Source organism: Robbsia sp. KACC 23696 (assembly GCF_039852015.1).
GTDB lineage: Bacteria > Pseudomonadota > Gammaproteobacteria > Burkholderiales > Burkholderiaceae > Robbsia.
In genome coordinates this window covers 3,282,329-3,308,217 of the sequence record NZ_CP156626.1, presented here as the reverse complement: position 1 = coordinate 3,308,217, position 25,889 = coordinate 3,282,329, and the positions used below count along the sequence as shown (strand labels likewise).

Annotated in this window: 29 protein-coding genes, 1 pseudogene and 1 riboswitch; of the genes and pseudogenes, 27 read left to right on the top strand and 3 right to left on the bottom strand. The window is 63.6% G+C overall.

The window, feature by feature from the left end; genetic code table 11:
* Positions 1–86 precede the first annotated feature (86 nt).
* Positions 87–1,832, bottom strand: coding sequence for an ABC transporter ATP-binding protein/permease (locus tag ABEG21_RS13905; RefSeq protein ID WP_347555116.1), 1,746 nt, complete (start codon positions 1,830–1,832; stop codon positions 87–89).
* A 265-nt stretch (positions 1,833–2,097) separates the two neighbouring features.
* Positions 2,098–2,212, top strand: a riboswitch (TPP riboswitch).
* Positions 2,213–2,403: 191 nt separating this feature from the next.
* On the opposite strand from ABEG21_RS13905, the gene ABEG21_RS13900 reads away from it, so the two are divergent.
* The 4 genes from ABEG21_RS13900 to ABEG21_RS13885 are packed head-to-tail and all read left to right on the top strand — an operon-like array spanning position 2,404 to position 6,151.
* Entirely contained in the window at positions 2,404–3,585 is a 1,182-nt protein-coding gene (locus ABEG21_RS13900) for an FAD-dependent oxidoreductase (RefSeq protein ID WP_347555115.1), read from the top strand.
* 3 nt (positions 3,586–3,588) lie between these two features.
* Positions 3,589–3,786, top strand: coding sequence for a sulfur carrier protein ThiS (gene thiS / locus ABEG21_RS13895; RefSeq protein ID WP_347555114.1), 198 nt, complete (start codon positions 3,589–3,591; stop codon positions 3,784–3,786).
* Positions 3,787–3,823: 37 nt separating this feature from the next.
* Positions 3,824–4,711 (top strand): thiazole synthase, encoded by an 888-nt coding sequence (locus ABEG21_RS13890; RefSeq protein WP_347556811.1) that lies wholly within the window; start codon positions 3,824–3,826, stop codon positions 4,709–4,711.
* Positions 4,712–4,714: 3 nt separating this feature from the next.
* Entirely contained in the window at positions 4,715–6,151 is a 1,437-nt protein-coding gene (locus tag ABEG21_RS13885) for a thiamine phosphate synthase (RefSeq protein WP_347555113.1), read from the top strand.
* Positions 6,152–6,211: 60 nt separating this feature from the next.
* Here ABEG21_RS13885 and ABEG21_RS13880 read toward each other — a convergent pair whose 3' ends face one another.
* On the bottom strand, positions 6,212–6,367 hold the full coding sequence (locus tag ABEG21_RS13880; protein WP_347555112.1) for a hypothetical protein: 156 nt from the start codon (positions 6,365–6,367) through the stop codon (positions 6,212–6,214).
* Between the two features lie 160 nt (positions 6,368–6,527).
* On the opposite strand from ABEG21_RS13880, the pseudogene ABEG21_RS13875 reads away from it, so the two are divergent.
* The 23 genes and pseudogenes from ABEG21_RS13875 to tatC all read left to right on the top strand — a co-directional run.
* Positions 6,528–7,343, top strand: a pseudogene (locus tag ABEG21_RS13875) (ABC transporter ATP-binding protein); the annotation flags it as partial.
* Positions 7,344–7,447: 104 nt separating this feature from the next.
* The gene (mlaE, locus tag ABEG21_RS13870; protein ID WP_347556810.1) at positions 7,448–8,218 is read left to right on the top strand and encodes a lipid asymmetry maintenance ABC transporter permease subunit MlaE; all 771 of its coding nucleotides are present in this window, start codon (positions 7,448–7,450) and stop codon (positions 8,216–8,218) included.
* A 60-nt stretch (positions 8,219–8,278) separates the two neighbouring features.
* On the top strand, positions 8,279–8,875 hold the full coding sequence (mlaD, locus tag ABEG21_RS13865) for an outer membrane lipid asymmetry maintenance protein MlaD (protein WP_347555111.1): 597 nt from the start codon (positions 8,279–8,281) through the stop codon (positions 8,873–8,875).
* A 124-nt stretch (positions 8,876–8,999) separates the two neighbouring features.
* Positions 9,000–9,821: a VacJ family lipoprotein gene (locus ABEG21_RS13860; RefSeq protein WP_347555110.1), complete on the top strand. Its 822-nt coding sequence runs from the start codon at positions 9,000–9,002 to the stop codon at positions 9,819–9,821.
* A 328-nt stretch (positions 9,822–10,149) separates the two neighbouring features.
* Positions 10,150–10,743: an ABC transporter substrate-binding protein gene (locus ABEG21_RS13855; RefSeq protein ID WP_347556809.1), complete on the top strand. Its 594-nt coding sequence runs from the start codon at positions 10,150–10,152 to the stop codon at positions 10,741–10,743.
* A 1-nt stretch (position 10,744) separates the two neighbouring features.
* Positions 10,745–11,005: an STAS domain-containing protein gene (locus ABEG21_RS13850; RefSeq protein WP_347555109.1), complete on the top strand. Its 261-nt coding sequence runs from the start codon at positions 10,745–10,747 to the stop codon at positions 11,003–11,005.
* Positions 11,006–11,278: 273 nt separating this feature from the next.
* Positions 11,279–12,289, top strand: a complete 1,011-nt coding sequence (locus ABEG21_RS13845) for an ABC transporter ATP-binding protein (protein ID WP_347555108.1) — start codon at positions 11,279–11,281, stop codon at positions 12,287–12,289.
* On the top strand, positions 12,289–13,125 hold the full coding sequence (locus tag ABEG21_RS13840) for an ABC transporter permease (protein WP_347556808.1): 837 nt from the start codon (positions 12,289–12,291) through the stop codon (positions 13,123–13,125). The genes ABEG21_RS13845 and ABEG21_RS13840 overlap by 1 nt, the downstream gene beginning before the upstream one ends.
* A 31-nt stretch (positions 13,126–13,156) precedes the next feature.
* Complete coding sequence (locus ABEG21_RS13835) at positions 13,157–13,423, top strand: BolA family protein (RefSeq protein ID WP_347555107.1); 267 nt, start codon at positions 13,157–13,159, stop codon at positions 13,421–13,423.
* A 162-nt stretch (positions 13,424–13,585) separates the two neighbouring features.
* Positions 13,586–14,944 carry a UDP-N-acetylglucosamine 1-carboxyvinyltransferase gene (murA, locus tag ABEG21_RS13830; protein ID WP_347556807.1) on the top strand — a complete coding sequence of 453 codons (1,359 nt, stop codon included), beginning with the start codon at positions 13,586–13,588 and terminating at the stop codon, positions 14,942–14,944.
* Positions 14,941–15,618, top strand: coding sequence for an ATP phosphoribosyltransferase (hisG, locus tag ABEG21_RS13825; RefSeq protein WP_347555106.1), 678 nt, complete (start codon positions 14,941–14,943; stop codon positions 15,616–15,618). The genes murA and hisG overlap by 4 nt, the downstream gene beginning before the upstream one ends.
* Positions 15,619–15,731: 113 nt before the next feature.
* On the top strand, positions 15,732–17,069 hold the full coding sequence (gene hisD, locus ABEG21_RS13820) for a histidinol dehydrogenase (RefSeq protein WP_347555105.1): 1,338 nt from the start codon (positions 15,732–15,734) through the stop codon (positions 17,067–17,069).
* Between the two features lie 121 nt (positions 17,070–17,190).
* Positions 17,191–17,778 (top strand): imidazoleglycerol-phosphate dehydratase HisB, encoded by a 588-nt coding sequence (gene hisB, locus ABEG21_RS13815; RefSeq protein ID WP_347556806.1) that lies wholly within the window; start codon positions 17,191–17,193, stop codon positions 17,776–17,778.
* Positions 17,775–18,422 (top strand): imidazole glycerol phosphate synthase subunit HisH, encoded by a 648-nt coding sequence (hisH, locus tag ABEG21_RS13810; RefSeq protein WP_347555104.1) that lies wholly within the window; start codon positions 17,775–17,777, stop codon positions 18,420–18,422. Before hisB ends, hisH begins: the two co-directional genes overlap by 4 nt.
* Positions 18,423–18,584: 162 nt before the next feature.
* The gene (hisA, locus tag ABEG21_RS13805; protein WP_347555103.1) at positions 18,585–19,343 is read left to right on the top strand and encodes a 1-(5-phosphoribosyl)-5-[(5-phosphoribosylamino)methylideneamino]imidazole-4-carboxamide isomerase; all 759 of its coding nucleotides are present in this window, start codon (positions 18,585–18,587) and stop codon (positions 19,341–19,343) included.
* A 5-nt stretch (positions 19,344–19,348) separates the two neighbouring features.
* The gene (hisF, locus tag ABEG21_RS13800) at positions 19,349–20,128 is read left to right on the top strand and encodes an imidazole glycerol phosphate synthase subunit HisF (protein ID WP_347555102.1); all 780 of its coding nucleotides are present in this window, start codon (positions 19,349–19,351) and stop codon (positions 20,126–20,128) included.
* 102 nt (positions 20,129–20,230) lie between these two features.
* Entirely contained in the window at positions 20,231–20,671 is a 441-nt protein-coding gene (hisI, locus tag ABEG21_RS13795) for a phosphoribosyl-AMP cyclohydrolase (protein ID WP_347556805.1), read from the top strand.
* Positions 20,672–20,730: 59 nt separating this feature from the next.
* Positions 20,731–21,090: a phosphoribosyl-ATP diphosphatase gene (locus tag ABEG21_RS13790; protein ID WP_347556804.1), complete on the top strand. Its 360-nt coding sequence runs from the start codon at positions 20,731–20,733 to the stop codon at positions 21,088–21,090.
* Positions 21,091–21,106: 16 nt separating this feature from the next.
* Positions 21,107–21,697, top strand: coding sequence for a hypothetical protein (locus ABEG21_RS13785; protein ID WP_347555101.1), 591 nt, complete (start codon positions 21,107–21,109; stop codon positions 21,695–21,697).
* A 54-nt stretch (positions 21,698–21,751) separates the two neighbouring features.
* Positions 21,752–22,114 (top strand): histidine triad nucleotide-binding protein, encoded by a 363-nt coding sequence (locus tag ABEG21_RS13780; RefSeq protein WP_347555100.1) that lies wholly within the window; start codon positions 21,752–21,754, stop codon positions 22,112–22,114.
* 182 nt (positions 22,115–22,296) lie between these two features.
* Entirely contained in the window at positions 22,297–22,536 is a 240-nt protein-coding gene (tatA, locus tag ABEG21_RS13775; protein ID WP_347555099.1) for a Sec-independent protein translocase subunit TatA, read from the top strand.
* Positions 22,537–22,796: 260 nt separating this feature from the next.
* Positions 22,797–23,495 (top strand): twin-arginine translocase TatA/TatE family subunit, encoded by a 699-nt coding sequence (locus tag ABEG21_RS13770; RefSeq protein ID WP_347555098.1) that lies wholly within the window; start codon positions 22,797–22,799, stop codon positions 23,493–23,495.
* Positions 23,496–23,549: 54 nt separating this feature from the next.
* Entirely contained in the window at positions 23,550–24,347 is a 798-nt protein-coding gene (tatC, locus tag ABEG21_RS13765; RefSeq protein WP_347555097.1) for a twin-arginine translocase subunit TatC, read from the top strand.
* A 198-nt stretch (positions 24,348–24,545) separates the two neighbouring features.
* Here the strand turns inward: tatC and ABEG21_RS13760 are convergent, their stop codons facing one another.
* Positions 24,546–25,805, bottom strand: coding sequence for a trypsin-like peptidase domain-containing protein (locus tag ABEG21_RS13760; protein ID WP_347555096.1), 1,260 nt, complete (start codon positions 25,803–25,805; stop codon positions 24,546–24,548).
* Positions 25,806–25,889: the final 84 nt, after the last annotated feature.

The following is a 25,889-nucleotide window of genomic DNA, read 5'->3' as shown; positions in this document are numbered from 1 at the left end:
GGTTGAAAAAACCGCCCGTCGCGTGAACGGCACCCCAGGGCTTGGACACTTATCCAAGCCCTGGGGTTTTTTTATGCCCGCAGCGCTCAGACCGAGAATTCCGCTGCCTTGTCTTCGTCGACGGCGCCATCGTGCGCGGTCTTCAAATCGAGAAACTGGTGGTGGAAGACGTTCAGCGTATCGCGATGCCCCACGCTGACGATCGATGTATCGGGCAGGCGATCGATCAACGTCTGATACAACATCCCTTCCGTCTTCGTATCGAGCGCACTGCTGACTTCGTCGAGGAAAACGACATCGGGGGCTTGCAGCAACACGCGGGCAAATGCGACCCGTTGCTGTTCGCCGGGCGACAGGCGTCGCGCCCAGTGCGACGATTCGGTCAGGTGCGCGGCGTAATCGCCGAGCTGGCAGAGTTGCAGCGCCTCACGGCATTGCGCGTCGGTGAAGGTTTCCTGATCGGACGGATAGCTGAGCGCCGCTTTCAACGTATCGATCGGCATATAGCTTTGCTGCGGAACGAAGAACAGCTTGGCACCGGCCGGAACTTCGATGATGCCGCCGCCGAACGCCCATAGGCCCGCCATCGCACGCAACAGCGTGCTCTTGCCGCAACCCGATTCGCCACGGATCAGCCAGCGCGCGCCTTTCTCGATATGCAGATCCGGGACATGCGTCAGGGTGCTGCCGTTAGGCAGCGCCAAGACCAGCCCCTTCGTATCGATCGACGCGTTCGCGGTCCGGTGCAGATTGATGCCGCCGGACAAGGTCGCCGGCGATTCCGTTTCGAGGAAGTGCTGGTCGTCGATCGCGCGATTGAATTCACGCAGCCGGTTCACCGTCGCGCGCCAGTTTGCCAGCGTGCCGTAACTGCTGATGAACCAGGACATCGAATCGCTGACGGTGCCGAATGCGCTGGAGATCTGCATCAAGGTGCCGAGCGTGAAGGTGCCGGCGAAATACTGCGGAGAGGCCGCGACGATCGGGAAAATGATCGCGATCTGCGCGTAGAGCGAGTTCACCAGCGTCAGCCGCTTCGTCAGCCGCATGATCATCCGCCAGTTGTCGCGGATGCGCGAGAATGCCGTCTTTGCGTGGCCGCACTCGGTTTGCGCTCCGTCGTAGAGCGCGATCTGCTCGGCATTTTCGCGCAGGCGCACGAGCGAGAAACGGAAGTCCGCTTCCACTCGCTGCTGCTGGTAGTTGATCGTTACGAGCGGCCGGCCGGCGCGGAACATGATGAAGGTGCCGACGATCGCATAGAGCAATGCGGTCCACACCATATAGCCGGGAATGTGAAGCTGCACGCCACCCAGCGAGAACGACAGGGCACCCGCGACGCGCCACAAGATATTCGTAAAAGAGAAGAGCGTGACCAGCGTCGAGAGAAAATCCAGCGACAAGGCCAGCGTCGCATGAGCGAGGCTTTGCAGGTCGTCGGTGACCCGTTGGTCGGGGTTATCCGCCAGTCGGTCGCGTTCGATGCGATAGAACGCATGGTCTTTCAACCACCGCTGCATGTAATGATTCGTCAACCACTGCCGCCACTTGAATTCGAGCATCTGGCGGAAATAGATCCGATAGATCGCAATCAGGATCATCGGGAAGACGAGATAGCAGAAGATCAACAAGGAGTGCCAGAAGGCGTTGGCATCCTTGCGCTGGATCGCGTCGTAAAAGGTCGCGTTCCAGCTGTTGAACTGAACATTCAACCAAACCATCGTCATATTCATCACGATGACCAGGGCCAGCAATCCGCGTGCGGACCACCGCTGCTCGGAGACCCAGAAAGGCCGTATCAGGCTCCATGCGGAGATTGGTTTGTCCTGCACGATGATCAGTTCCTCCAATAGGTCATGGGGGCGGTGATGCGCCGGGCCGCCGGGTGTGGCGCATCTGTTGGGCCCGCTGAATAAGACAGGATAAACCTTGGCCCATTGTTTGTTGAAATTCTTAAATAGAGATTAAGTCGTGCCGCGTCTGGATAAGGCGGCACGATTTTGCTGTCGGATGGGTAGACATCGCGGTGCCGCATCGCGCAAAGGGGGCGGGCAGCGTGGCGCTGTCCGTTCCGTCGGTTTTGTGCTGTAATAGGCGGACATGAAACAGGGGTGCTGCGGCCGGCGCGAGGTGAGCGACGGGATGCGGCTGAGAGAGTCCCTTGGCACCCGATCCGGATAATACCGGCGAGGGGAGTTTTCCATTGTGCGCCATGATCGGTCCAGACCCGCCCCCGTGCGGTGAGCGACCCATTGATTGCCGCACGTCTACTCGCGTGTCCGCACGCGGCCAATACGTCGATTCCGGACGTTCTCATCCGCTTCCCGTTTTTCCTCGTCTCATGCCGCCGTGCGGCGTGTCTGCGATCGTGCATGACACCGCGTTGCCCCGCGGGACGAGTCGATGTCTACCAATATTCCACGGCCGGGTGCCGTGTCCGATGTGGCGATCGCCGGCGCAGGGCTGGCGGGGCGCCTGCTTGCCTGGCGCCTGGCGCGCGACGGCGTGCGCGTGGCGCTCTACGAGCGGGCGGCGGCCGACGACGCCAATAGCGGGAGCGCGGCGTGGGTTGCCGCGTCGATGCTGGCGCCGCTGACGGAGGCTGCCGTCGCCGAGCCGTTGTTGGCGTCACTCGGCGCCGCGTCGCTGCAGCGTTGGCCGGAATGGCTGGCGCAACTGCCGCTGCCGGTCTTTTTTCAGCAAAGCGGCAGCTTGGTCCTGTGGCATCCCGCGGACCGGGCCGACGCCGACTTGTTCGCGCGCCGCGTTCGCGCCAATGCGCCTGCCGCCTTGTTGGCCGGGGGCATGGAGGCCGTCGATGGCGCCGGCATCGATGCCCTGGAGCCGGCGCTGCGTGGGCGTTTCCGGCAAGGATGGTGGATGCCGCACGAAGGCCAGCTCGACAATCGCGCCTTGCTCCGCGCGCTGGACCAGGCGCTAGACGACGTCGGTGTGCAACGTTTCCATGGCGTGACGATCGAAGACGGGCGTTGGCCGAGCGCTGCGGTGTGCGTGGATTGTCGCGGATTGGGGGCAAAGCCCGCGTGGCGCGGCTTGCGCGGGGTACGCGGCGAGGTGGTGCGCGTGGATGCGCAGGCGATTGCCTTACAGCGTCCCATTCGCTTCCTTCATCCGCGCTATCCAATTTACATCGCGCCCAAGGAGAACGGCCGCTTCGTCATCGGCGCGACCGAGATCGAAAGCGACGACGCCTCGCCGATGAGCGTTCGCTCGGCGCTCGAATTGCTGTCGGCGGCTTTTGCCGTGCATCCGGCATTTGGCGAGGCGCGTATCGCCGAGTTGAACGTGCAGTGCCGTCCGACCTTGGATCACCATCGCCCGGCCATCACGATGCGCGGCACGCGGGTGGCGATCAACGGGCTGTATCGCCATGGCTTCATGATCGGCCCGGAGGTGGTGTCGCAAGCGCTTGCCCTGGTGCATGCCATGCTGGCCCGACCCGATCGCATTGTCGATGCCAGTGCCGCCCAGGCCGTCTGGTCGGCCCAGCGCGCGGCGTCGCCCTGGCCTGCGCTGTTTGCCGATGCGGCTTCTTCCCACTATTCCGACCCCGTACCCCGCTGAGCCATGGATATCTTGATCAACCAACGGCCCTTTGCCATCGACGACAACGCCAATGTGGCCGACGCTTTGCAGGCGTTCGGCGCCAAGCCGCCGTTCGCCGTAGCGGTCAACGGCCAATTCGTCGCGCGTAGTCGCTACGCCGCGCAGCCGCTGTCTCAAAACGATCGGCTCGATGTCGTGCAACCCGTCACAGGAGGCTGAAATGTCCACCGACCCTACTGCTTCGTCCCGTCTTGGCATGCTCGACGATGCCACGCCGTCCACACCATCCACGCCGTCGCCGATGACGCTCTATGGCGTTCCGTTCGAGCGTCGCTTGTTGTTGGGAACGGCACGGTATCCATCGTTGGCGACCTTGCTGCGCGCGATCGAGGTGTCCCGCCCTGCCATGATCACGGTCGCGTTGCGGCGCCAGATGGCCGGCTTTAACGCTGCGCCAAACCCGGGGGCCGATGCCGATGGTCGTCAAGACGGCGCGGCCGCGCCCCAAGGCGCGGATTTCTACGCGGCGCTGCGGCGTACCGGGGTGCCGCTGCTGCCGAACACGGCCGGTTGTCAGTCCGTCGACGAGGCGGTGACCACGGCGCAGATGGCCCGCGAGCTGTTCGATACGGATTGGGTCAAGCTCGAGTTGATCGGCGACGACGTCACACTGCAGCCGGATTCGGTTGCCTTGATCGAAGCCGCTCGGATACTGATCGACGACGGTTTTCGCGTGCTGCCGTATTGCACCGAAGATCTGGTCGTGGCACGTCGGCTGATGGATGCCGGGTGCCAGGCCTTGATGCCGTGGGCGGCGCCGATCGGCACCGGACGTGGCGTGGCCAATCCTTATGCAATGCGGCAATTGCGGGATCGTTTGCCGCCTGAGCTGCCCTTGATCGTCGATGCCGGGCTCGGGGTGCCATCGCACGCCTGTCAGGTCATGGAGTGGGGCTTCGACGCCGTGCTGTTGAACACGGCGGTGTCGCAGGCGGACGATCCGGTGCGGATGGCGGCGGCCTTTGCCGCGGCGGTCGATGCCGGACGGATGGCCTGGCAGGCAGGGCCGATGCCGGTGCGGGACGCCGCGCAAGCCAGCACGCCGATGGTCGGGATGCCCTTCTGGCATCAGGCGGGGGCGTGACCGATGACGGCGTCTCTCACTCCGTCGGACAGGATTGCCCGCATCGATGTCGTCGAACCGGAGGGGCGCGCGACGCGGTTTTTTCTCGGCGCCTGGCCGACACGGACGCGCTTCACGTCGTTCACGTCGGCGCCCACTGAGGCATCAATCGGTCGTGATGTCCTGGTCCTGATGAGCGCCGATGGTTCCGCCGCGGCGCACTATGCGGCGCGGCAGGATGCGCTTCCCGAGGGCGCGAGTGCGCCGGGCCATTTCGCCGTGATCGATGCGTCGACGTCGAATGTCACGCGTCTGCTGCGCGATGGCTGGGAATTTTTTTACGAGGCACCGCGCGGCGCGGGCGAGGCCTGGCTCCATCGCTGCGCGGCATGGGTCGCGTCGGGCTATGCGCTGCACGACGCTTTGTGCCTGGCGTTGGCGCAGGTCGCGGTGGCGGAGGGGGCGCCGCTTGCCGGTGTCGATGCCGAGGACGGGGCAAGGCAATATGTCGCCGACGTCTTGCGCGACGGGCCGCCCCCCTTGGCCGCATTCCCGGGCGTATCAACACCGCGCCGCATCGCCGGCCGGCCGGCGGACGAAAAGGTCGCCGAGTCGCCGTTCGACGAACGGTCCGCATTGGTCGTGCTTCCCCTCGCCGAGACCGAGGCGACCGACGAAGCAGACGAAGCAAACAAGGGCGGCGCTGCGACCGACGATCACGCGGCGAACGATGTAAAGCCGGCGCCGGCATCTTCCAGAACGGAGACGCGACTTGGCATACCGTCGTCGCTGCCCGACTTTCCACGGTGCCGCGCGCCGCTGGGCCTCTATCCGATCGCGCCGAGCGCCGATTGGGTCCAGCGTCTGATCGATGCCGGCGCGCGTACGATTCAGCTGCGCATCAAGTCGGACGCGTCATCGCCAGCGGCCGAGCGTGCGGAAATCCAGCGTGCGGCCGCGTATTGCCGCGCGGCATCGGCGCCGATCCAGTTATTCATCAATGACCACTGGCGCTTGGCTATCGATGCCGGCGCCTATGGCGTGCACTTGGGGCAGGAGGATCTGGCGGCCTTGCCGCATTTCGCGCTCGACGCAATCGCTTCGGCGGGACTGCGACTCGGCCTGTCGACCCATGGGTATTATGAGATGCTGTTGGCGCTGCGATTCCGTCCCAGTTACATCGCCTGCGGCCCGGTGTTCGCGACGGCGACGAAGGCGGTTGCCGTCCCGCCCCAAGGCTTGCAACGGCTTGCGGCTTACTGTCGCTTGCTTCACGACGCGCAGCCGCCGGTCCCGGTCGTGGCGATCGGCGGCATCGGTCAGGCCCAGCTGGCGGCGGTTCGTGCCGCCGGCGCCGATTCGGCGGCCGTCGTCAGCGCACTGGTCAATCGCACGAATGCAATGGACGGAAACGCGCTGACGCACGGTGTCTCAGCACTACAAGCCGCTTTCAAAGGATAATAAGACTTTCGCCGCGACGCAGCATAATGAGGCCTGTCTGAAAGGATGTGCCTTCGGACGCTAGAAAAGGGTCGATTTCGCCCCTTTAACGTGCTGCTGACGGTCGATTTCGAGGATTTCAGCGCGGTCGACCATGGCGGCAATCGGCGGTGTGATGCGGCGAATTCGCGCGCGGCGACGGCATTCCGACCGCCGGGCGCGGCGAATCTCGGGCATTCGCCAGGGAAGCGCCGGGCCTGCAAGAGTCGGATAATGGGCGATGGCCTATAATGCCGCACGCACCGGTGTACTTGCCGGCGAATGCGATGCGAACGCGTCGTATGCCGCGACTTCTATGCAGGTCGCTTGATTTTAATCGTTCGAACCGAAATGAGGAATGGTCCGCGCCGTGCCCATCGTTAGTTCCGAAACCGTCCTTGAATTGCGTGATGTCGCATTCGGCTATGGGGATCGCCCCGTTTTGTCGGGGCTGAATATGCGCTTTCAGCGTGGTCAGGTCGTCGCCGTCATGGGTGGATCCGGCTGCGGTAAGACCACGGTATTGAAGCTCGTCGGCGGTTTGGTGCGTGCAAACAGCGGCGAGGTGCTTGTCGGCGGACAGGATCTTGGCGGCCTGAACGCGAAGGCGCTGTATGCGGTGCGCCGTCGAATGGGGATGCTTTTCCAGTTCGGCGCGCTGTTTACGGACATGTCCGTGTTCGACAATGTCGCTTTCCCTTTGCGCGAGCACACCGATCTGCCGGAAGCGCTGATCCATGATCTCGTCTTGATGAAGTTGAATGCCGTGGGATTGCGCGGCGCACGCGATCTGCGTCCGTCCGAAATCTCGGGTGGGATGGCGCGTCGGGTTGCCCTGGCGCGGGCGATCGCGCTCGATCCCCAAATCATGATGTATGACGAACCGTTCGCGGGACTCGATCCGATCTCGCTCGGCATCACGGCGAATCTGATCAAAACGTTCAATCAGGCCCTGGGCGCGACCTCGATCCTCGTCACGCATGACGTGCCCGAGTCGTTCGCCATCGCCGATTACGTCTATTTCATCGCCAACGGCGGGATAGCCGCCGAGGGCACGCCGGATCAGTTGCGGGCGTCGAAGGACCCGGCAGTGCGGCAGTTCATCGATGCGGCGCCGGACGGTCCGTTCCGTTTCCACTATCCGGGCGAGCCGATCGACGCGGATTTTGGTCTCGTCGATGCCGCCGCGCGTGGGCATGCCGCCTACGAAAGCGCCGTTCAGGCGCGCCGTGAGCCACAGACCGCAACGGAGCGGGGCAGGAAAGGGGAGCGGCCATGATGGTTAGTGCATTAGGCCGTCGGGTGTTGGGATTATTTTCCCTGACCGGTTATGCAACGCGGATGTTTTTGCGCTTGCTGGGGACGTTCGGCGCGATGTTGTTGCGTCCGCGTTTGGTGAGTCGGCAGATATTCTTCGTCGGCAACTATTCCTTGCTGATCATCGCGGTGTCGGGCCTGTTTGTCGGTTTCGTGCTGGGGCTTCAAGGGTATTACACGCTCTCGCGCTATGGTTCGGAGCAGGCTTTGGGGCTGTTGGTCGCCTTGTCCCTGGTGCGCGAGCTGGGGCCGGTCGTCGCCGCGCTGCTGTTTGCCGGACGAGCCGGCACGTCGTTGACGGCGGAGATCGGGCTGATGAAGGCCGGCGAGCAGCTGATGGCGATGGAAATGATGGCCGTCGATCCGTTGCGCTATGTCGTAGCGCCGCGCTTCTGGGCCGGCGTCATCGCCATGCCGCTGCTGGCCGCCATATTCAGCGCGGTCGGGATCCTCGGCGGGTATATCGTCGGCGTGATTCTGATTGGCGTGGATCCGGGGGCGTTCTGGTCGCAGATGCAGGGCGGTGTGAATGTGTGGCGGGACGTGGGCAACGGCGTGATCAAGAGCGTCGTGTTCGGTTTCGCCGTGACGTTCATCGCGCTGTATCAGGGTTATGAGGCGAAGGCGACGCCGGAAGGCGTCTCGCGCGCCACCACGCGGACCGTCGTGTACGGCTCGCTGGCGGTATTGGGTTTGGACTTCCTGCTGACCGCGCTGATGTTCGGCAAATAAGGCAGCATCGGTTTTTCTGCAAGAAAATCGATTTCGAGAAAGAATACGAGAGACGTACGGATGAAGAAAACTGTTCTCGACTTCTGGGTCGGCTTGTTCGTGATTCTGGGCTTCGTCGCGCTGCTGTTCCTGGCGTTGAAGGCCGGCAACATGAGCACGCTGTCGTTCCAGCAGACCTACACGGTCAAAATGCGCTTCGACAATATCGGCGGGCTGAAGGCCAATGCGCCGGTCAAGAGTGCGGGCGTGACGGTCGGTCGCGTGAAGTCGATCACGTTCGACGATCACACGTTCCAGGCCCTGGTTACCGTCGATCTGGATCCGCAGTACAAGTTCCCCGATGATTCGTCGGCGAAGATCCTGACATCGGGCCTGTTGGGCGAGCAGTACTTGGGGCTGGAGCCGGGCGGTTCCGAGCAGAATCTCAAGTCTGGGGATACGATTACGATGACGCAATCGGCCATCGTGCTCGAAAACCTGATCGGACAGTTTCTCTATAGCAAGGCGGCCGACGCCGGCAGCAACGGTGGCGGCAACGCCGGGGGCGGTGCCAGTCCCGCTGGAAGCGGTGCGGCGCCGAGTGCGCACGGCGGCTTCCCGGGCGTAGGCGCGGCAATGGGTGGCAGTGCCCCGGCTGCAGCAAGCGCAGCGCAGTGATCCCCAGGGATGTCGGCTCGGGGCGGTCGGCGCGACGTGATGTCTGTCGGAATGACATAAACGTTGTGCGAACAAATGACCTGGGCCGGCATCACCAGAAAACGAATAACAGAGTACACACACCATGATCAAATCGCGGGGCATCGTCGCGGTGCTGGCGGGGGGAATGTTGCTGTCGGCATGTTCGACGGTTCAGACGCCCATCAAGCAGGATCCGATGGAAGGCTTCAATCGGACCGTTTTCACGGTCAACGACAAAGTCGACCAATACGCGTTCCGTCCGGTGGCCAAGGCCTATAACTGGGCATTGCCGCAGCCGATTCGGACCGGCATCTCGAATGTGTTCTCGAATGTGGGCGATGTCACCGTTGCGGCGAACAAGTTGCTGCAGGGTAATGTGACGGCCGGTGTCGAGACGATCATGCGGATCGCTATCAATACCGTGTTTGGTCTCGGTGGTATTTTCGATATCGCGACGCAGGCGCGGTTGCCGAAGCAGACGGCCGACTTTGGTCTGACGCTGGGAACCTATGGCGTTCCGGCGGGCCCGTATCTGGTGCTCCCGTTCTTCGGTCCCAGCACGGTGCGTGACGCGGTGGGGATGGTGCCGGACGGCTTTATGAGCCCGATCACCTATGTTCGACCGAACTGGATTCGCTTTACCTTGGTCGGCGTCAAGGCGGTCAGCGTCCGCGCGTCCTATTTGAACGCGACGGACCTGCTGCAAAGCGCCGCGCTCGACAAATATTCGTTCGTGCGTAACGCGTATCTGCAGCGGCGTCAGTACCTGCTCGGGCAGAACCAGACCTCGTCTGCCTTGCCGGATTACGGTGACGATACCGAGGAAGGCACTCCGCCTGCGGCTGGGGCAACCGGCGCCGGTGCTGCGCCGGCCGCGACGCCTCCCGCCGCGCCGATGGGCGCGAGCGCAGTGCCTGCCCCTTAAGGCTTGGGCGACGTGATCGGTGCGAGGGGGCCAGCCTCCGCGTATTGGATCAGTCCGTCCCGGGACGCGCGATTGTCGATTGGTGCGAAGCGTAACGTTGGCAACAGTTGGCAACCGTTGTTGTCTGCGGCGACGCGTCGGGCCAACATAAGGCACCATTAAAAGAAGTCCGGCACGCGCTGTGCGGCGGTACGGGGTCAGGAAGCGCCGATGACCGGCGCCCGGCCAAGATCAGGAGAATCGAATGAAGCACGCAATACAATCTTCGCGGCGCCTGTCCGCAGTCGCAGCCGCAATGCTGGCGGGTGCAATGGTATTCGGCGTGCCGATGGCCGCCTCGGCGCAAACGCCGGCATCGGCTGCCGTCTCGGCATCCGCGCAACCGGACGCGTTGATCAAGCAGGTCACCGGCGACGTGATGACGGCGGTCAAGACGGATCCGGCGCTGCAGTCGGGCGATGTCAACCACATCATCACGCTGGTCAACCAGAAGATCCTGCCGTACACGGATTTTCAGCGCACCACGCGTCTGGTCATGGGTCGATACTGGCGCCAGGCGTCGGCGCAGCAGCGCGACCAGGTGGTCGAGCAATTCAAGCTGCTGCTGATCCGCACGTATTCGGGCGCGATCGCGCAAGTGCGTAACCAGCAGATCGAATACCTGCCGTTCCGCGCGGACCCGGGCGCGACCGATGTCGTCGTGCGTACGCGTGTCACGAATCAGGGCCAGCCGATCGAACTCGACTACCGCCTGGGCAAGACCGCCAACGGCTGGAAGGTCTATGACCTGAACGTCCTGGGCGCCTGGTTGATTCAGGCCTATCAACAGCAATTCGCCGAGCAGGTGCAGCAGCATGGCGTCGATGGTCTGATCCAGTTCCTGACCGCGCGTAACCAGCAATTGGCGCAAGCCAAGGGTTGAAATGTTCGAATCAGGCGAAGACATTACGCATGACGTCGCAAAGGCAGTGCTGAACCAGGGCCTGAAGCGGATTGCCGGTGGGGAGACGCGGCTGGATTGCCGCGGACTGGTGCGATTCGATTCGTCCGCCCTGGCCGTCCTGATGGCGTGGCGCCGCGCGGCGTTGCAGCGCGGCGAGGATCTGCATGTCGATAACGCCCCGCCCGCGCTGCAAAGCCTGGCGCGCGCCTACGGCATCGACGCGATGGTGTTCGGACACTGATTCAGCGGTTCAGCGTGACCCCCGAGGGCCCGACGGCAATCTGCCGGACGGGCCCTTGTCGTATTTCTGAGAGATTATCGGTTTTCAGACGACCGCCAAGCATGCATTTGCAGGCGCCACGGCCTCGGCCATGGCGGGGATCGTGGCGTGGTCGGCACTGCGGGCTGCCGTTGCCGCAAGCCTTTGAAAGGGCAAAGCGTTTTTCGCCTATAATACGGGGTTTTCAAAAGCTGATTCCGCCGGACTCCCCGCCAGGCGCTCATCCCCACTTCCATGCCCAGCAGCAAGCTTCCTGCCATCGATATCCGCAGCGTGAAGAAGCAATATCGCGCGTTGCAGGCACTCAAGGGCGTTGACCTGTCGATCGAGCAGGGCGAATTCTTCGGCCTGCTCGGACCGAACGGCGCCGGTAAAACCACGCTGATCAGCATTCTCGCGGGTCTGACGCGTGCGGACGAGGGCTCGGTCCAGGTGCTCGGTCACGATGTCGTGCGCGATTTTCGCGAGGCGCGGCAACGGCTCGGCGTCGTGCCGCAGGAGTTGGTTTTCGATCCCTTCTTCACCGTGCGCGAGACCTTGCGCATTCAGTCAGGCTATTTTGGACTGACGCGCAACGACGCCTGGATCGACGAAATCCTGCACAACCTCGGCCTTACCGACAAAGCGAATACGAACACGCGGGCGCTGTCCGGCGGGATGAAGCGCCGCGTCCTCGTGGCGCAGGCGCTGGTGCACCGGCCGCCGGTCATCGTGCTCGACGAGCCGACCGCGGGCGTCGACGTGGAGCTGCGGCAGACGCTGTGGGAATTCATCGCGCGGCTGAATCGCGAGGGCCATACGATCGTCCTGACGACGCACTACCTCGAAGAGGCGGAGTCGCTGTGCAATCGCATCGCGATGATGCGGCGCGGCGAAGTGGTGGCGCTGGAGCGCACCGATCAATTGCTGCAGCGCTTTGCCGGCATGCAGTTGGCGTTGCGCATCCATGGCGCCGCGCTGCCGGACAGCCTGCGGTCCTTGGAGGCCGAGGCGGCCGCGCCCGGCGCCGCCGATGCGCTGGCGTCGGTCGCCGTGCCAGTCGGCGCCGGTGCGGCCGGGAGCGCCGCGCCACAGAGTCGGCAGCACGTGCTGCGCCTGAGCAGTTATGACGATGTCGAGCCGATCCTGGCGCGCTGCCGCGAGGCCGGCTGCGTGTTGGACGACCTGGAGATCCGCAAGGCCGATCTCGAGGATGTTTTCCTGCAACTGACCCGTGAGCCCGAAGCGGTCGAGGGTTTATCGTGATGCCCGTATCTTCGTCTTCCGACGACAAGGCGCGCGCCGACGGCGTGACGCTGCAAGCCGCGCGCGCGCCGTACAGCCGGTTCACCGGTTTCCGCGTGTTGCTGTACAAAGAGTTGCTGCGATTCTGGAAGGTTTCCTTCCAGACGGTCGCCGCGCCGGTGATCACCGCCTTGCTCTACCTGGCGATCTTCGGCCACGCGCTGCAGCATCGTGTCGATGTCTATGCCGGTATCGATTACGTGTCCTTCCTGGTGCCGGGATTGGTCATGATGAGCGTGCTGCAGAACGCGTTCGCGAACAGTTCGTCGTCGCTGATCCAGTCGAAGATCACCGGCAATCTGATTTTCATGTTGCTGCCGCCTTTGTCGCATTGGGATATGTTTGCCGCCTACACCTTGGCGTCGATCGTGCGCGGACTGGTGGTCGGTCTGGGCGTCTTCATCGTCACCGTGTGGTTCGTGCCGCTGCATTGCGCATCGCTTTTCTACATCATCGGCTTTGGCCTGCTGGGTGCCGGCATTCTGGCCGTGCTCGGCCTGATCGCCGGGATCGTAGCGAGCAAATTCGACCAGTTGGCGGCGTTCCAGAACTTTTTGATCATGCCGCTGACCTTCTTGTCGGGCGTGTTCTATTCGACGCACTCGCTGCCGCCGTTCTGGCGGCAGGCGTCGCATTTCAACCCGTTCTTCTACATGATCGACGGCTTCCGCTACGGCTTTTTCGGTCAGTCCGATTGCTCGCCGCTGCTGAGCCTGTCGATCGTCGGCTTCTTCTTCCTGCTGCTTTCCGGACTGGCCGTGCGGATGCTCGCCACCGGTTTCAAGCTCAGGCATTAATCTCAAAATAACCCACACGGTGGAGCGCTCCATGTCGCCGACGCCTGATCAGATTCGCGCTTATATCGCGGCCGGCCTGTCCTGTGAACACCTCGATGTCGAAGGGGATGGACAGCATTTCTTTGCGACCATCGTCAGTCTGGAATTCGAGGGAAAGCGGCCTATCGCTCGCCATAAACTGGTCTATGCCGCATTGGGCGACCGGATGCGTGAGGAAATCCATGCCTTGAGCATGAAAACGCTGACGCCGGCGGAATTCGCCGCGGCCGGTGGCCAGGCCGCCGCGCCCGGCATGTAAATGATTCGATTCGACGATGAAGGCGCGCGGCGGGTGAGTCCCGAACGCCCTTTCATCGACTGCATGGCGATGGCGCGGGATCGCTTCGATTCGACGCATCGGTCAGGCAAGCAAGGACAGGTATAGAAAAGCGTGTGGATTGAAGATAAACCGGGTGCGACGATGATCGCGTCCGACAGCGGCCGGACGACAGCGCCGGCGGCAACCCAACAGCAGCAGGAGACCGGAATGGACAAGCTCTGCATCGAAGGCGGACGTCGGCTTGAAGGCGAAGTAATCGTGTCGGGCGCGAAGAACGCGTCCTTGCCGATTCTGTGCGCGGCATTGCTCAGCCCGGAGCCGGTGCGTCTGCACAATGTGCCCAATCTGAACGATGTGCATACAATCCTCGCCTTGCTGCGCCAGATGGGCGTCAAGGTCAGCATCGATGCGGACACCGTGACGCTGGACGCCGGCGCGGTCCACAATCCGGTGGCGCCGTACGAGCTGGTCAAGACGATGCGTGCATCGATCCTCGTGCTCGGTCCTTTGCTTGCGCGCTTCGGTCATGCGCGCGTGTCGCTGCCCGGTGGCTGCGCGATCGGCGCGCGGCCGGTGGATCAGCACATCAAGGGCCTGCAGGCGATGGGCGCCGAGATTGCGATCGAGCACGGTTATATCGAGGCGAAGTGCCCGCGGCTGCAAGGCGCGCTCGTCGTGACCGACATGATCACCGTGACCGGTACCGAGAATCTGCTGATGGCCGCCACGCTGGCCGAGGGTGAGACGATCCTCGAGAACGCCGCGCGCGAACCGGAAGTCACCGATCTCGCGAACCTGCTCGTCAAGATGGGTGCGAAGATCGACGGCATCGGCACCGATCGTCTGGTGATCCGGGGCGTGGCGACATTGCATGGCGCCGAACATCACGTGATCTCGGATCGGATCGAGGCGGGTACCTTCCTCTGCGCGGTGGCGGCAGCGGGCGGCGATGTGACGTTGCGCAACGTCACGCCGGGCTTGCTCGACGCGGTGATCGAGAAACTGCGCGAAGCGGGCGTCACGATCGAGTCCGGCGGCGGCGAGGGCAAGCAGGCCAACGATCAGTGGCTGCGGGTGTCGATGCAGGGTCGGCCGCGTGCCGTCGGCTTCCGCACCTCGGAATATCCGGCGTTCCCGACCGATATGCAGGCGCAATTCATGGCGCTGAACTGCATCGCGGACGGTACGGCGCAGGTGGTCGAGACTATTTTCGAGAATCGCTTCATGCACGTGCAGGAATTGAATCGTCTGGGCGCGAATATCGCGATCGACGGCAACACCGCACTGGTCAACGGCGTGCGTACGCTATCCGGCGCCACGGTGATGGCGACGGACCTGCGCGCCTCGGCGTCGCTGGTGATCGCTGGCCTGGTGGCGGATGGCGAGACGACGATCGACCGGATCTATCACCTCGATCGCGGCTATGACCGGATGGAACGCAAGTTGTGCGCGATCGGCGCGGCGGTGCGCCGCATTCACGGCGATGGGAGCCCGGCATGAGCCAGTTGACGCAAGCATTGGATAGCGGCGCGAAATTGACGCTGGCCCTGTCCAAAGGTCGGATTTTCGAGGAAACGCGGCCTTTGCTGGCGGCTGCTGGCATCGAGGTGACCGAGGATCCGGAAACGTCGCGTAAGCTGATTCTGCCGACGACGAATCCGAATTTGCGCGTGATCATTGTGCGCGCGACGGATGTCCCCACCTATGTCCAGTACGGCGCCGCCGATTTTGGCGTGGCCGGCAAGGACGTGCTGCTCGAGCACGGTGGCGCGGGGCTGTATCAGCCGATCGATCTCGAGATCGCGCGCTGCCGGATGTCGGTGGCGGTACAGGCCGGCTTCGACTATGCCGCGGCGGTACGCCAAGGCGCACGCCTGCGGGTGGCGACGAAGTATGTGCAGATGGCGCGTGAGCATTTCGCGGCGAAGGGCATGCACGTCGATCTGATCAAGCTGTATGGATCGATGGAGTTGGCACCGCTGGTGGGTCTCGCCGATGCGATCGTCGACCTCGTCAGCTCGGGCGGCACGTTGCGCGCGAACAATCTGGTCGAGGTGGAGGAAGTCATGGAGATTTCCTCCCGGCTGGTGGTGAATCAAGCCGCCCTGAAGCTCAAGCGTGACGCGCTGGCGCCACTGCTTGCCGCGTTCGAGTCGGCGATCGTGCGAAGCTGAGAATGAGGACAGGCCATGTGGCCTGCGTCTGGCCTGAACCGGTGCGCCGCAAGGGCGGAACAGCGTAGGCAGATGGGCGGGTATCGGGTAAATCGGTAGCGATGGGTATGACAATGGCACTGACAATTCGCAAATTGGATTCGCGCGCACCGGACTTCGATGCAGCGCTGGCCGCCGTGTTGGCGTTCGAGGCGGCCGACGACGCGGCCATCGATCAGGCGGTGGCCGGCATCCTGGCGGACGTGAAGACGCGCGGCGACGCGGCCGTGCTCGATTACACGCGCCGCTTCGATCGGCTCGACGGCACGAACGCGCCCGATATGGCGGCGCTCGAATTGCCGCAATCGGCGCTCGATGCGGCCTTGGCGGGACTCGATCCGGTACGCCGTGCGGCGTTGGAAACCGCCGCCGAGCGAGTGCGGGCGTACCATGAACGGCAGAAAGCCGAATGCGGCATTCACGGCTGGCAGTACACGGAGGCCGACGGCACGGTGCTGGGCCAGAAGGTGACGCCGCTCGATCGCGTCGGCATTTACGTGCCGGGCGGCAAGGCGGCCTATCCGTCGTCGGTGTTGATGAACGCAATGCCGGCCTCGGTTGCCGGCGTCGGCGAGATCGTCATGGTCGTGCCCACGCCCGATGGCGTGCGTAACGAGTTGGTCCTGGCGGCCGCGCGTCTGGGCGGCGTGCACCGCGTCTTCACGATCGGTGGCGCGCAGGCTGTCGGCGCGCTGGCTTACGGCACGCAGACGGTGCCCCCGGTCGACAAGATCGTCGGCCCGGGCAATGCCTACGTGGCGTGCGCGAAGCGTCGGGTGTTCGGCACCGTGGGTATCGACATGATCGCCGGGCCGTCGGAAATCCTCGTGATCTGCGACGGCACCACCGATCCGGATTGGGTGGCGATGGATCTGTTCTCGCAGGCCGAGCACGACGAACTGGCGCAATCGATCCTGTTGTGCCCGGACGACGCCTATATCGCGCGCGTGGAAGCCTCGCTGAACGCGCTGCTCGATGCGATGCCGCGTCGCGACACGATCCGCGCTTCCTTGGAAGGGCGGGGCGCGCTGGTCAAGGTGCGCGATATGGCCGAAGCCTGCGACATCGCCAACCAGATCGCGCCGGAGCATTTGGAAATTTCCGCCGAGGCCCCGCAGCAGTGGGCCGATCGCATCCGGCATGCCGGCGCGATCTTCCTCGGTCGCTTCAGCAGCGAAAGCATCGGTGACTACTGCGCGGGACCGAACCATGTTCTGCCGACGTCGCGCACGGCCCGTTTCTCGTCGCCGCTGGGCGTGTACGATTTCATCAAGCGCTCGAGCCTGATCCAGGTCAGCGAAGGCGGGGCGGTAACGCTGGGCCGTATCGCCGCCGAATTGGCGTACGGTGAAGGTCTGCAAGCGCACGCCCGCAGCGCCGAGTTGCGTATTGAAGGGCTGCAGAGCAAGTAGAATGCGCACAGGGCGGCGGGAATGCCTTGCCGCATGTCCTGATGGCGCGCAGGTCGCGCCGTCCTGATTGACCGTTTCGCCCGTGGTTTCCCCGATGTCGTCTAATTTAGAGCAGAAGATCATGCGTACCGCCGAAGTCGTCCGCAATACCAGCGAGACGCAAATCCGAGTGAAGCTGAACCTGGACGGCACCGGCCGCCCGGCCTTGGCCTCCGGCGTGCCTTTCCTCGACCACATGCTGGACCAGATCGCGCGCCACGGGCTCGTCGATCTGGAAGTGGAGGCAAAGGGCGACACGCATATCGACGATCACCATACGGTCGAGGACGTCGGCATCACCTTGGGTCAGGCCGTCGCGCAGGCGATCGGCGACCGCAAGGGCATCACGCGCTACGGCCATGCCTACGTGCCGCTGGACGAGTGCCTGTCGCGCGTCGTGATCGACTTCTCCGGCCGCCCGGGTCTCGAATTTCACGTGCCGTTCACGCGCGCCCGGGTCGGCACCTTCGATGTCGACCTGACGATCGAATTCTTCCGCGGTTTCGTCAACCATGCCGGCGTGACGCTGCATATCGACAATCTGCGCGGTTTGAACGCCCACCATCAGGTGGAGACGGTGTTCAAGGCTTTCGGTCGCGCCTTGCGCATGGCGGTGACGCTGGACGAGCGCGCTGCCGGACAGATTCCCTCGACGAAGGGCAGCCTATGAGCAAGATCATCGCGATCGTCGACTACGGCTCGGGCAATTTGCGCTCGGTTGCACAGGCGGTGCGGCATGCCGCGCCGGAGGCCGATGTTCGACTGGTGACGGCGCCTGCCGAAATCGCGGCGGCCGATCGTATCGTCCTGCCGGGTCAGGGTGCGATGCCGGACTGCATGCGTTCGCTGCGCGAATCGGGTCTGCAAGCCGCCGTCGTCGAGGCCGCGCAGCACAAGCCGCTGCTGGGCGTCTGCGTCGGCGAACAGATGCTGTTCGACGTCAGCGAGGAAGGCAACACGCCGGGTCTTGGCCTGCTGTCGGGGCGTGTCGTGCGTTTTCAGCTCGACGGTCAAGTGCAGAGCGACGGCTCGCGTTACAAGACGCCGCAAATGGGATGGAACCGCGTGCGTCAGGCGGTGTCACATCCCCTGTGGGATGGCATTCCGGACGATGCATATTTTTACTTCGTTCATAGCTATTATGTGGAACCGGCCCATGTCGAGGACGCGGTAGGGGTGACCGAGTACGGCACGCCTTTCACCTCGGCGGTGGCGCGTGGGAATATCTTCGCGACGCAGTTCCATCCGGAGAAGAGTGCGGAAGCCGGGTTACGGCTCTATCGCAACTTCGTCGATTGGCAGCCGCACCGATAAGGTTCTGACGCGCGGTCCCGGATGTCGGGTCGCGCAGTGTTATCGCAGTCCATGCAGTCCATGCCGCCCCGTTCCCGGACGGATACCGTGCCCGCTGGGGCGCGCGCATCTGCCGACAGGGCGGACGACGGACTTTCTCGAACCGCTACGTTTACCGATTTTATGCTGCTCATTCCGGCCATCGATCTCAAGGACGGTCAGTGTGTCCGCCTCAAGCAAGGCGACATGGACCAGGTCACCGTTTTCAATGAAGACCCCGCTGCCGCGGCGCGGCATTGGGTCGATCAGGGTGCCCGCCGACTCCACCTCGTGGACTTGAACGGTGCGTTTGCCGGCAAGCCGCGCAACGAGGATGCCATCCGCGCGATCATTCAGGAGGTCGGTAGCGACATCCCGGTGCAGCTGGGCGGCGGTATCCGCGATCTGAACACGATCGAGCGCTACCTCGACGACGGTCTGTCGTACGTGATCATCGGCACCGCCGCGGTGAAAAACCCGGGCTTTTTGAAAGATGCGTGTACGGCGTTTGCCGGGCACGTCATCGTCGGCCTGGACGCGAAGGACGGCAAGGTCGCGACGGACGGCTGGAGCAAGTTGACCGGGCATGAAGTGGTCGATCTGGCGCGCAAGTTCGAGGACTACGGCTGTGAAGGCATCATCTACACCGATATCGGTCGCGATGGCATGCTGCAAGGCTTGAACATGGAAGCGACGGTCCGTCTGGCGCGCGCGGTGAAGATCCCCGTGATTGCCAGCGGCGGCTTGTCGAACATGGCCGACATCGACGCGCTGTGCGGCGCCGAGCCGGACGGCGTGCAAGGCGTGATCTGCGGCCGTGCGATCTATTCCGGCGATCTGGACTTCGCCGCGGCGCAGGTGCGCGCCGACGAACTGAGCGGCGCGAACGGCGTCGGGGGTTGAGGGCGATGGCGCTCGCGAAACGCATCATCCCCTGCCTCGATGTCAATGCCGGCCGGGTCGTCAAGGGCGTCAACTTTCTCGAGTTGCGCGATGCAGGCGACCCGGTGGAGATTGCGCGTCGCTACGATGCCGAGGGGGCCGACGAACTGACCTTCCTCGATATCACGGCGAGCTCGGATGAGCGCGGCTTGATTTTGCCGATCATCGAGGCGGTTGCCTCGCAGGTCTTCATCCCGCTGACCGTGGGCGGTGGCGTCCGCGCGGTCGAGGACTATCGGCGCTTGCTGAACGCGGGCGCGGACAAGATCAGCGTCAATTCGTCGGCCATCGCGAACCCGCAACTGGTCGCCGATGCGGCGGACAAGTACGGCTCGCAGTGCATCGTCGTCGCGATCGATGCCAAGCGCGTCGTGGACGATGCGGCCGACGCCGCGCCGCGCTGGGAAGTATTTACGCATGGCGGCCGCCGCGCCACCGGGCTCGACGCGGTGGAGTGGGCGGTGAAGATGGCGCAATTGGGCGCCGGTGAAATCTTGCTGACCAGCATGGATCAGGATGGGACGAAGCGTGGCTTCGACCTCGCACTGACGCGAGCCGTCTCCGATGCGGTGTCCGTGTCGGTGATCGCCTCGGGCGGCGTGGGCAATCTGGCGCATCTGGCCGAAGGGATTACCGAAGGCCATGCCGACGCCGTGCTGGCGGCCAGTATCTTCCACTATGGCGAATATTCCGTCGGTGAGGCCAAGCGCTTCATGGCGGAGCGGGGCATTCCGGTGCGTTTGTAAGCGCCATGCCCTGAAGGGCCTTGACGCTTCCCCGGCGTCGAGGCGCGCCGATGCCGACCTGCCGAACGGCGCGCCACGCGCGCCGGACACCGAGATCTGATGATGGACAAGCTCACTGCAGAAAATGCCTCGACCGATGCGCCGACTTCGCCGGCCTGGCTCGACAGCGTCAAATGGGATGCCGCCGGCCTGGTGCCGGTGATCGCGCAGGACCATCAAAGCAACGACGTCCTGATGTTCGCGTGGATGAACCGCGACGCATTGGCGAAAACCGTCGAGCTCCGCCGCGCGGTCTACTACTCCCGTTCACGCAAGCGCCTGTGGTTCAAGGGCGAGGAATCGGGACATGTCCAGCATGTGCACGATATCCGTCTGGATTGCGACGAGGACGTCGTGCTGCTGAAAGTCGAGCAAGTGTCCGGCATCGCCTGCCACACCGGCCGGCATTCGTGCTTTTTCCAGCAATTCCAAGGGGATGTGGAAACCGGCGGCTGGGTCAGCGTCGAGCCCGTCCTGAAGGACCCGGAGCAGATCTACAAATGAGCAATGACAAAGCGTCGACGACCCCGTTGTCGGACGCAGCCTCCCCCGTATCGGACAGCATGGCCTTGACCGACGTATTGGCGCGGCTGGGTGCGACGATCGATGGCCGCAAGGGCGGCGATCCCGATGCATCGTATGTCGCACGCCTTTTTCACAAGGGCGACGACGCGATCTTGAAGAAGATCGGCGAAGAAGCGTGCGAAGTCGTCATGGCAGCCAAGGATGTGCGTCATGGCGCGGCACCCGCAGGGTTGGTCGGGGAAGTGGCGGATCTATGGTTTCATTGCCTGATCGCACTGTCGCGATTCGACCTGTCGCCAAGCGACGTGATCGCGGAACTGGCGCGGCGCGAGGGCCTCTCCGGTCTGGAAGAAAAAGCGCTGCGCAAGGTGAAGGAACGCGAGCAATCCGGTCACTGACGGGAGCCAGAGGCAGATGAACGAATTCGAACGCAGGAAGCGGGAAGCGGAAACGGTCGAGATCGTCAGCGAAGTCGTTGTGGACGATCGCGCCCGACGGCAGGGCGACCATGCGCGTCACGGCGCTGCCGACGCCGATGCAAGCGGCGACGCCGGTCGTTTCGGCAGCCGCGGCTTCGATGGCAGCGGCGCCGGCGGTAACGGTCCGCGCGGACCGTACGACGGCGGATTCGGCGCGGCGGGCGGCAGTTTCCAGCGCGGCCCGCAAAACGCCGACGAAGTGGCGACCCTGCGCACCCTGTCTCATATACTTTACGCCTTATACGTCATCAGCCTTTTTACCGCGGGCGTTGCCGGCATCGTCGCGGTCATCATCGACTATGTCCGACGTTCGGCCATGCGGGGCACCCTGTACGAGTCTCACTCGGCGTGGCGGACGCGCACTTTTTGGTGGGCACTGGTCGGCAATATGATCGGCTGGTCGTTGTGGTGGAGCCATTTGGGTGCCGGGCTGCTGGTTGTCGTCTGGATCTGGTATATCTACCGTTGTGGGAAGGGGTGGTTGCGGCTGTTGGAAAGCAAACCGGTAAGCGGGCGCTGGATCTGAGCGTATGCCGGCCGCGCAGCACGACACACTATTGCAAGCCTGATCGAGGGACCGATGAGCGAACACGACTGTATTTTCTGCAAAATCGTCCGCGGAGAGATTCCGAGCAAGAAGATCTTCGAGGACGACGAGTTCTATGCTTTCCACGACATCCGTCCGGCCGCGCCGACGCATGCGCTGGTGATCCCAAAGCGGCATATCGAAACGCTCTCGGCGGTGACCGAGGAGGACGCGCCGTTGCTTGGTAGAATGCTCGTCCTGACGTCCCGCCTGGCGGCCGAACTCGGTTGTGCCTACACGGGCGGCGAGACCGGTTTCAGGACTGTAATCAATACGGGCCCGAATGGCGGACAAGAGGTATATCATTTGCACGCGCATATTCTCGGCGGTCCGCGTCCTTGGACACGGATGAGCTGAGGGCGTACTGTGAAGATGCTGGTCCAGACGCCGTTGCGTGCGTAACACGATCACGCGACAGGGTTTTTTCTCCTGTGGCATAGTCCGTGGCGCCGCAAGGCAGTGGTAAGGTTGGGCAGGCACGCAACACGGGGCAGGTAAGGCTTCCCGCCGCTTCGGCGAGAAGTAATCGGAGAAGGGTAATGGGTTCGCTGAGTATTTGGCATTGGCTGATCGTACTGGTCATCGTGGCCTTGGTTTTCGGCACGAAGAAGCTGCGCAATATGGGTTCCGACCTGGGTGGCGCGGTCAAGGGCTTCAAGGAAGGCATGAAGGACGCCGACACACCGGCGAGCAGCGACGGCGCGCAGCGTAGCGAGTCGATCGCGCGCGCGAAGGACACCGTCGACGTCGACGCGAAAGAGCGCAGCAGCCAGCACTGAGCGGTGTGCGGCCAATGGCGGGACGATTGGCCGCGCGAGCCCCGGCGTCTTGTCTGGGGAGGGGTTTCGCTGCGACGGTGTCATCGTTGAAAGAGACCATGACGCCGAATCTGCGTTGGACGGTTGCGCCATGCCAGGGATTGCGGCTGTCATGCCGCCTGGGTGCCGGGACGGTTGCGTCTCGCGCACCGGTTCCACCGTGGGGCTTCTCCACGTCAACGCCATAAAGTACGCCACAAAACGCCATGCTTGATCTTGGATTGTCAAAACTTGCGATCATCGGCGTTGTTGCGCTTGTCGTGATCGGGCCGGAACGCTTGCCCCGCGTGGCACGCGCCGCCGGCCTGTTGCTGGGTCGCGCGCAACGCTATATCAACGACGTCAAGTCCGAGGTGGCGCGGGAAATGGACATGGCCGACTTGAAGGCGGCCAAGACCGAGTTCGAGGACGCCGCGCGCAATATGCATGGCTCGGTCAACACGCATATGCGCGAGACCGAGGATTCACTGCGCGGGATCGGCTCTTCGGTTCGCGAGACGGAATCGTCGTTGAACGATACCTGGCGGTCTTTGTCGCCGGAGCCCGGACCGGGCACGGCTGCAACGATTCACCAGCCCGAGAACATCGTCGACGGCGCCGCCGTCAATCCCTCCGGCTATAGCGTCTACGACGAAACCGATACTGGCGCGCATGTGCCGTTCGGCGGCTCGTCGCTGCCGGCGGCGGAGCATGCGAGCAATCTGGCGGCCAGCGATGCCGCCCGTCACGATGGCGCCGACGGCTTGCGGTACGGCGCGTCGCTGCCGGTGCGTCGCCGTAACTGGCGCATCAAACAGACCACGCCGCCGGTGTGGTACAAGCGTGCACAAGGGGTCCGTTCCCAACTGCAGTCGGGCGCCGCGCGTGTCGCGCGTCATCGGGCCGTGGATAGCGACCGTCCGCCGACGCGTTTTCTCTGACCGGGGTCTTTCAGACGTGGTTTCCAAAAGCATTGCAGTAGGCGCGAGGCAGGCGTGAGCGACCCGAACAAATCACAACAAGCATCGCAAGACGGTACCGTAGGCGAGGAAAGCTTCATTTCGCATCTGGTCGAGTTGCGGGATCGGATCATCCGCGCGGGCATTGCCGTCATCGTCGTTTTCGTCAGCCTCGTCTACTGGGCGCCGGAAATCTTCAAGCTTCTGGCGCGACCGCTGCTGCAGAACCTGCCGGCAGGCGGCAAGATGATCGTCACCGACGTGACCGGCTCGTTCTTCGTGCCGATGAAGGTGACGATGATGGTCGCCTTCGTCATCGCCTTGCCGATCGTGCTGTATCAGCTCTGGGCCTTTGTCGCGCCGGGGTTGTACCAGCATGAAAAGCGCTTGATCATGCCCTTGGTCAGCAGCAGCTACTTTCTGTTTCTGTGCGGCATGGCGTTCGCCTACTTCGTCGTATTTCCGACGATCTTCCGGGTCATGGCGCACTACAACGCGCCACTCGGCGCGGAAATGACCACGGACATCGATAACTATCTCAGCTTCGCGCTGACGATGTTCCTGTGTTTCGGTGTCACCTTCGAGGTGCCGATCATCGTCGTGCTGGTCGTGCGGATGGGGTTTGTCGAGCTGAAGAAGCTGAAGGAAATCCGGCCGTACGTCGTCGTCGGCGCCTTCGTCATTTCAGCCGTGGTGACGCCGCCTGACGTCGTATCGCAGTTGATTCTGGCCGTGCCGCTGGTGCTGCTGTACGAAGTAGGCCTGCTCGCAGCGCGTTTCTTCACGCCCAAGGCCGATGCCTCGCGTGACAATCTGCCCGTGCCGCGGGACTGATCCTCCAAACGGGCCGCCGCGATACAGCGATACCGCGGGGCCGCCGATGAAGCGGGTGCGCCTTGTTCCGCGCGCATCCCTGCCTTGTTCCCCGCTCCACTGTGTTTCGGCTTGTCGGTCAGGCGCCGCCCGTCGCATCGTTGGCGCGCGCCCACAGGCGTCCGCGCGATTGGCGTGGGGCGATGGTTGCCCCGGTCGCTATTCGTCGTCGCTGGCGGACTTCAGCGGGCGCGGGCGCTTGCCGATCTGGACGGTGATATCGATCGACTTGCCCTTGCGGATAATGTGCATGGTCGCATCGGTGCCCGGCAGAATCTGGGCGACGGCATTGAGCAGAGACACGGTCTCCGTCACTTTCGTGTCGTTCACGCCGACGATAATATCGCCGGGACGGATGCCCGCCTTGTCGGCCGGTCCGTTCTGCAGCAGGCCGGCGACGATGGCGCCGCTGTGCTGATCGAGATGGAAGGCATGCGCCACCTGCGGCGTCAGGTCTTGCGGCTCGACGCCGATCCAGCCGCGCGTGACGCTGCCCGTCTTGATGATGCTTTCGAGCACCATCCGCGCCGTCGTCACCGGCGTGGCAAAGCCGATGCCGAGGGAGCCGCCGCTGCGCGAATAGATCGCCGTATTGATGCCGATCACATTGCCTTGGGTATCGATCAGCGCGCCGCCCGAATTGCCGGGGTTGATCGCCGCGTCGGTCTGGATAAAATTCTCGAACGGCGTGATGCCCAGGTGATTGCGGCCGAGCGCGCTGACGATGCCCATCGTCACCGTCTCGCCGACAGCGAAGGGATTGCCGATCGCCAGGACGACATCGCCTACCCGCGTGTGCTCGAGATCGCCCCAGCTGATCGTCGGCAGATGCGGCAGATCGATCTTCAGCACGGCGAGGTCCGTATCCGGATCGGAACCGATGACTTTCGCGTGCGTCTTGCGTCCGTCGGCCAGTGCGATCTCGATTTCGTCGGCGCCGTCGATCACATGTTGGTTCGTCAGGATGTATCCTTCTGGGCTGACGATGACGCCGGAGCCGAGATTCGACGACGGGGCGCGTTCCTGACGGTGCTTGCCGTAGAGGTAGCGATAGAGCGGGTCGTTCATCCGCGGATCGCGCGGCTTGCTCTTGGGCGCACCCTTCGTCGAGTAGACGTTGACGACGGCCGGCATGGCTTTCTGCGCCGCATCGGCGTAGGACGTGCCGCTGTCGGGCTGATGCCGACCATGCAACAATTGATCGGCTAGCGATGGTGGCCCCTGTGCGGGGTTTGCCGACTGACCGGCAGCGTCAGACGCGGTGTTGGCCGTATCCGCGCCGGCGCCCGGGGCGGCAGCGGGATACGTGGCGCCGCCGCGATGCGGCAGCCACTCCGGCTTCAACGTGGTGACCACGAAGAGCAGGGCCAGCAGGACGGTGACCGCCTGTGCGAACAACAACCAGCAGCGCTTGAGCATCGAGACGAATGACCTGAATTCCGAGATGTTCGGGTGAGAACGATGTGACGAATGAACGCTTTTATCGAATCGAGGATCGAATCG

What these genes read in the sequence shown, in the direction of transcription:
- tatA (WP_347555099.1), top strand. Translation starts at nt 22,297, where the DNA reads ATGGGTTCGCTGAGTATTTGGCATTGGCTGATCGTACTGGTCATCGTG.
- hisB (WP_347556806.1), top strand. Translation starts at nt 17,191, where the DNA reads ATGCGTACCGCCGAAGTCGTCCGCAATACCAGCGAGACGCAAATCCGA.
- ABEG21_RS13835 (WP_347555107.1), top strand. Translation starts at nt 13,157, where the DNA reads ATGTCGCCGACGCCTGATCAGATTCGCGCTTATATCGCGGCCGGCCTG.
- ABEG21_RS13845 (WP_347555108.1), top strand. Translation starts at nt 11,279, where the DNA reads ATGCCCAGCAGCAAGCTTCCTGCCATCGATATCCGCAGCGTGAAGAAG.
- ABEG21_RS13790 (WP_347556804.1), top strand. Translation starts at nt 20,731, where the DNA reads ATGGCCTTGACCGACGTATTGGCGCGGCTGGGTGCGACGATCGATGGC.
- thiS (WP_347555114.1), top strand. Translation starts at nt 3,589, where the DNA reads ATGGATATCTTGATCAACCAACGGCCCTTTGCCATCGACGACAACGCC.
- ABEG21_RS13885 (WP_347555113.1), top strand. Translation starts at nt 4,715, where the DNA reads ATGACGGCGTCTCTCACTCCGTCGGACAGGATTGCCCGCATCGATGTC.
- ABEG21_RS13880 (WP_347555112.1), bottom strand. Translation starts at nt 6,367, where the DNA reads ATGCCCGAGATTCGCCGCGCCCGGCGGTCGGAATGCCGTCGCCGCGCG.
- ABEG21_RS13840 (WP_347556808.1), top strand. Translation starts at nt 12,289, where the DNA reads ATGCCCGTATCTTCGTCTTCCGACGACAAGGCGCGCGCCGACGGCGTG.
- hisG (WP_347555106.1), top strand. Translation starts at nt 14,941, where the DNA reads ATGAGCCAGTTGACGCAAGCATTGGATAGCGGCGCGAAATTGACGCTG.
- ABEG21_RS13860 (WP_347555110.1), top strand. Translation starts at nt 9,000, where the DNA reads ATGATCAAATCGCGGGGCATCGTCGCGGTGCTGGCGGGGGGAATGTTG.
- ABEG21_RS13785 (WP_347555101.1), top strand. Translation starts at nt 21,107, where the DNA reads ATGAACGAATTCGAACGCAGGAAGCGGGAAGCGGAAACGGTCGAGATC.
- mlaE (WP_347556810.1), top strand. Translation starts at nt 7,448, where the DNA reads ATGGTTAGTGCATTAGGCCGTCGGGTGTTGGGATTATTTTCCCTGACC.
- ABEG21_RS13855 (WP_347556809.1), top strand. Translation starts at nt 10,150, where the DNA reads ATGGCCGCCTCGGCGCAAACGCCGGCATCGGCTGCCGTCTCGGCATCC.
- hisA (WP_347555103.1), top strand. Translation starts at nt 18,585, where the DNA reads ATGCTGCTCATTCCGGCCATCGATCTCAAGGACGGTCAGTGTGTCCGC.
- hisI (WP_347556805.1), top strand. Translation starts at nt 20,231, where the DNA reads ATGGACAAGCTCACTGCAGAAAATGCCTCGACCGATGCGCCGACTTCG.
- hisH (WP_347555104.1), top strand. Translation starts at nt 17,775, where the DNA reads ATGAGCAAGATCATCGCGATCGTCGACTACGGCTCGGGCAATTTGCGC.
- ABEG21_RS13900 (WP_347555115.1), top strand. Translation starts at nt 2,404, where the DNA reads ATGTCTACCAATATTCCACGGCCGGGTGCCGTGTCCGATGTGGCGATC.
- ABEG21_RS13850 (WP_347555109.1), top strand. Translation starts at nt 10,745, where the DNA reads ATGTTCGAATCAGGCGAAGACATTACGCATGACGTCGCAAAGGCAGTG.
- ABEG21_RS13890 (WP_347556811.1), top strand. Translation starts at nt 3,824, where the DNA reads ATGCTCGACGATGCCACGCCGTCCACACCATCCACGCCGTCGCCGATG.
- mlaD (WP_347555111.1), top strand. Translation starts at nt 8,279, where the DNA reads ATGAAGAAAACTGTTCTCGACTTCTGGGTCGGCTTGTTCGTGATTCTG.
- ABEG21_RS13780 (WP_347555100.1), top strand. Translation starts at nt 21,752, where the DNA reads ATGAGCGAACACGACTGTATTTTCTGCAAAATCGTCCGCGGAGAGATT.
- murA (WP_347556807.1), top strand. Translation starts at nt 13,586, where the DNA reads ATGATCGCGTCCGACAGCGGCCGGACGACAGCGCCGGCGGCAACCCAA.
- hisF (WP_347555102.1), top strand. Translation starts at nt 19,349, where the DNA reads ATGGCGCTCGCGAAACGCATCATCCCCTGCCTCGATGTCAATGCCGGC.
- ABEG21_RS13760 (WP_347555096.1), bottom strand. Translation starts at nt 25,805, where the DNA reads ATGCTCAAGCGCTGCTGGTTGTTGTTCGCACAGGCGGTCACCGTCCTG.
- hisD (WP_347555105.1), top strand. Translation starts at nt 15,732, where the DNA reads ATGGCACTGACAATTCGCAAATTGGATTCGCGCGCACCGGACTTCGAT.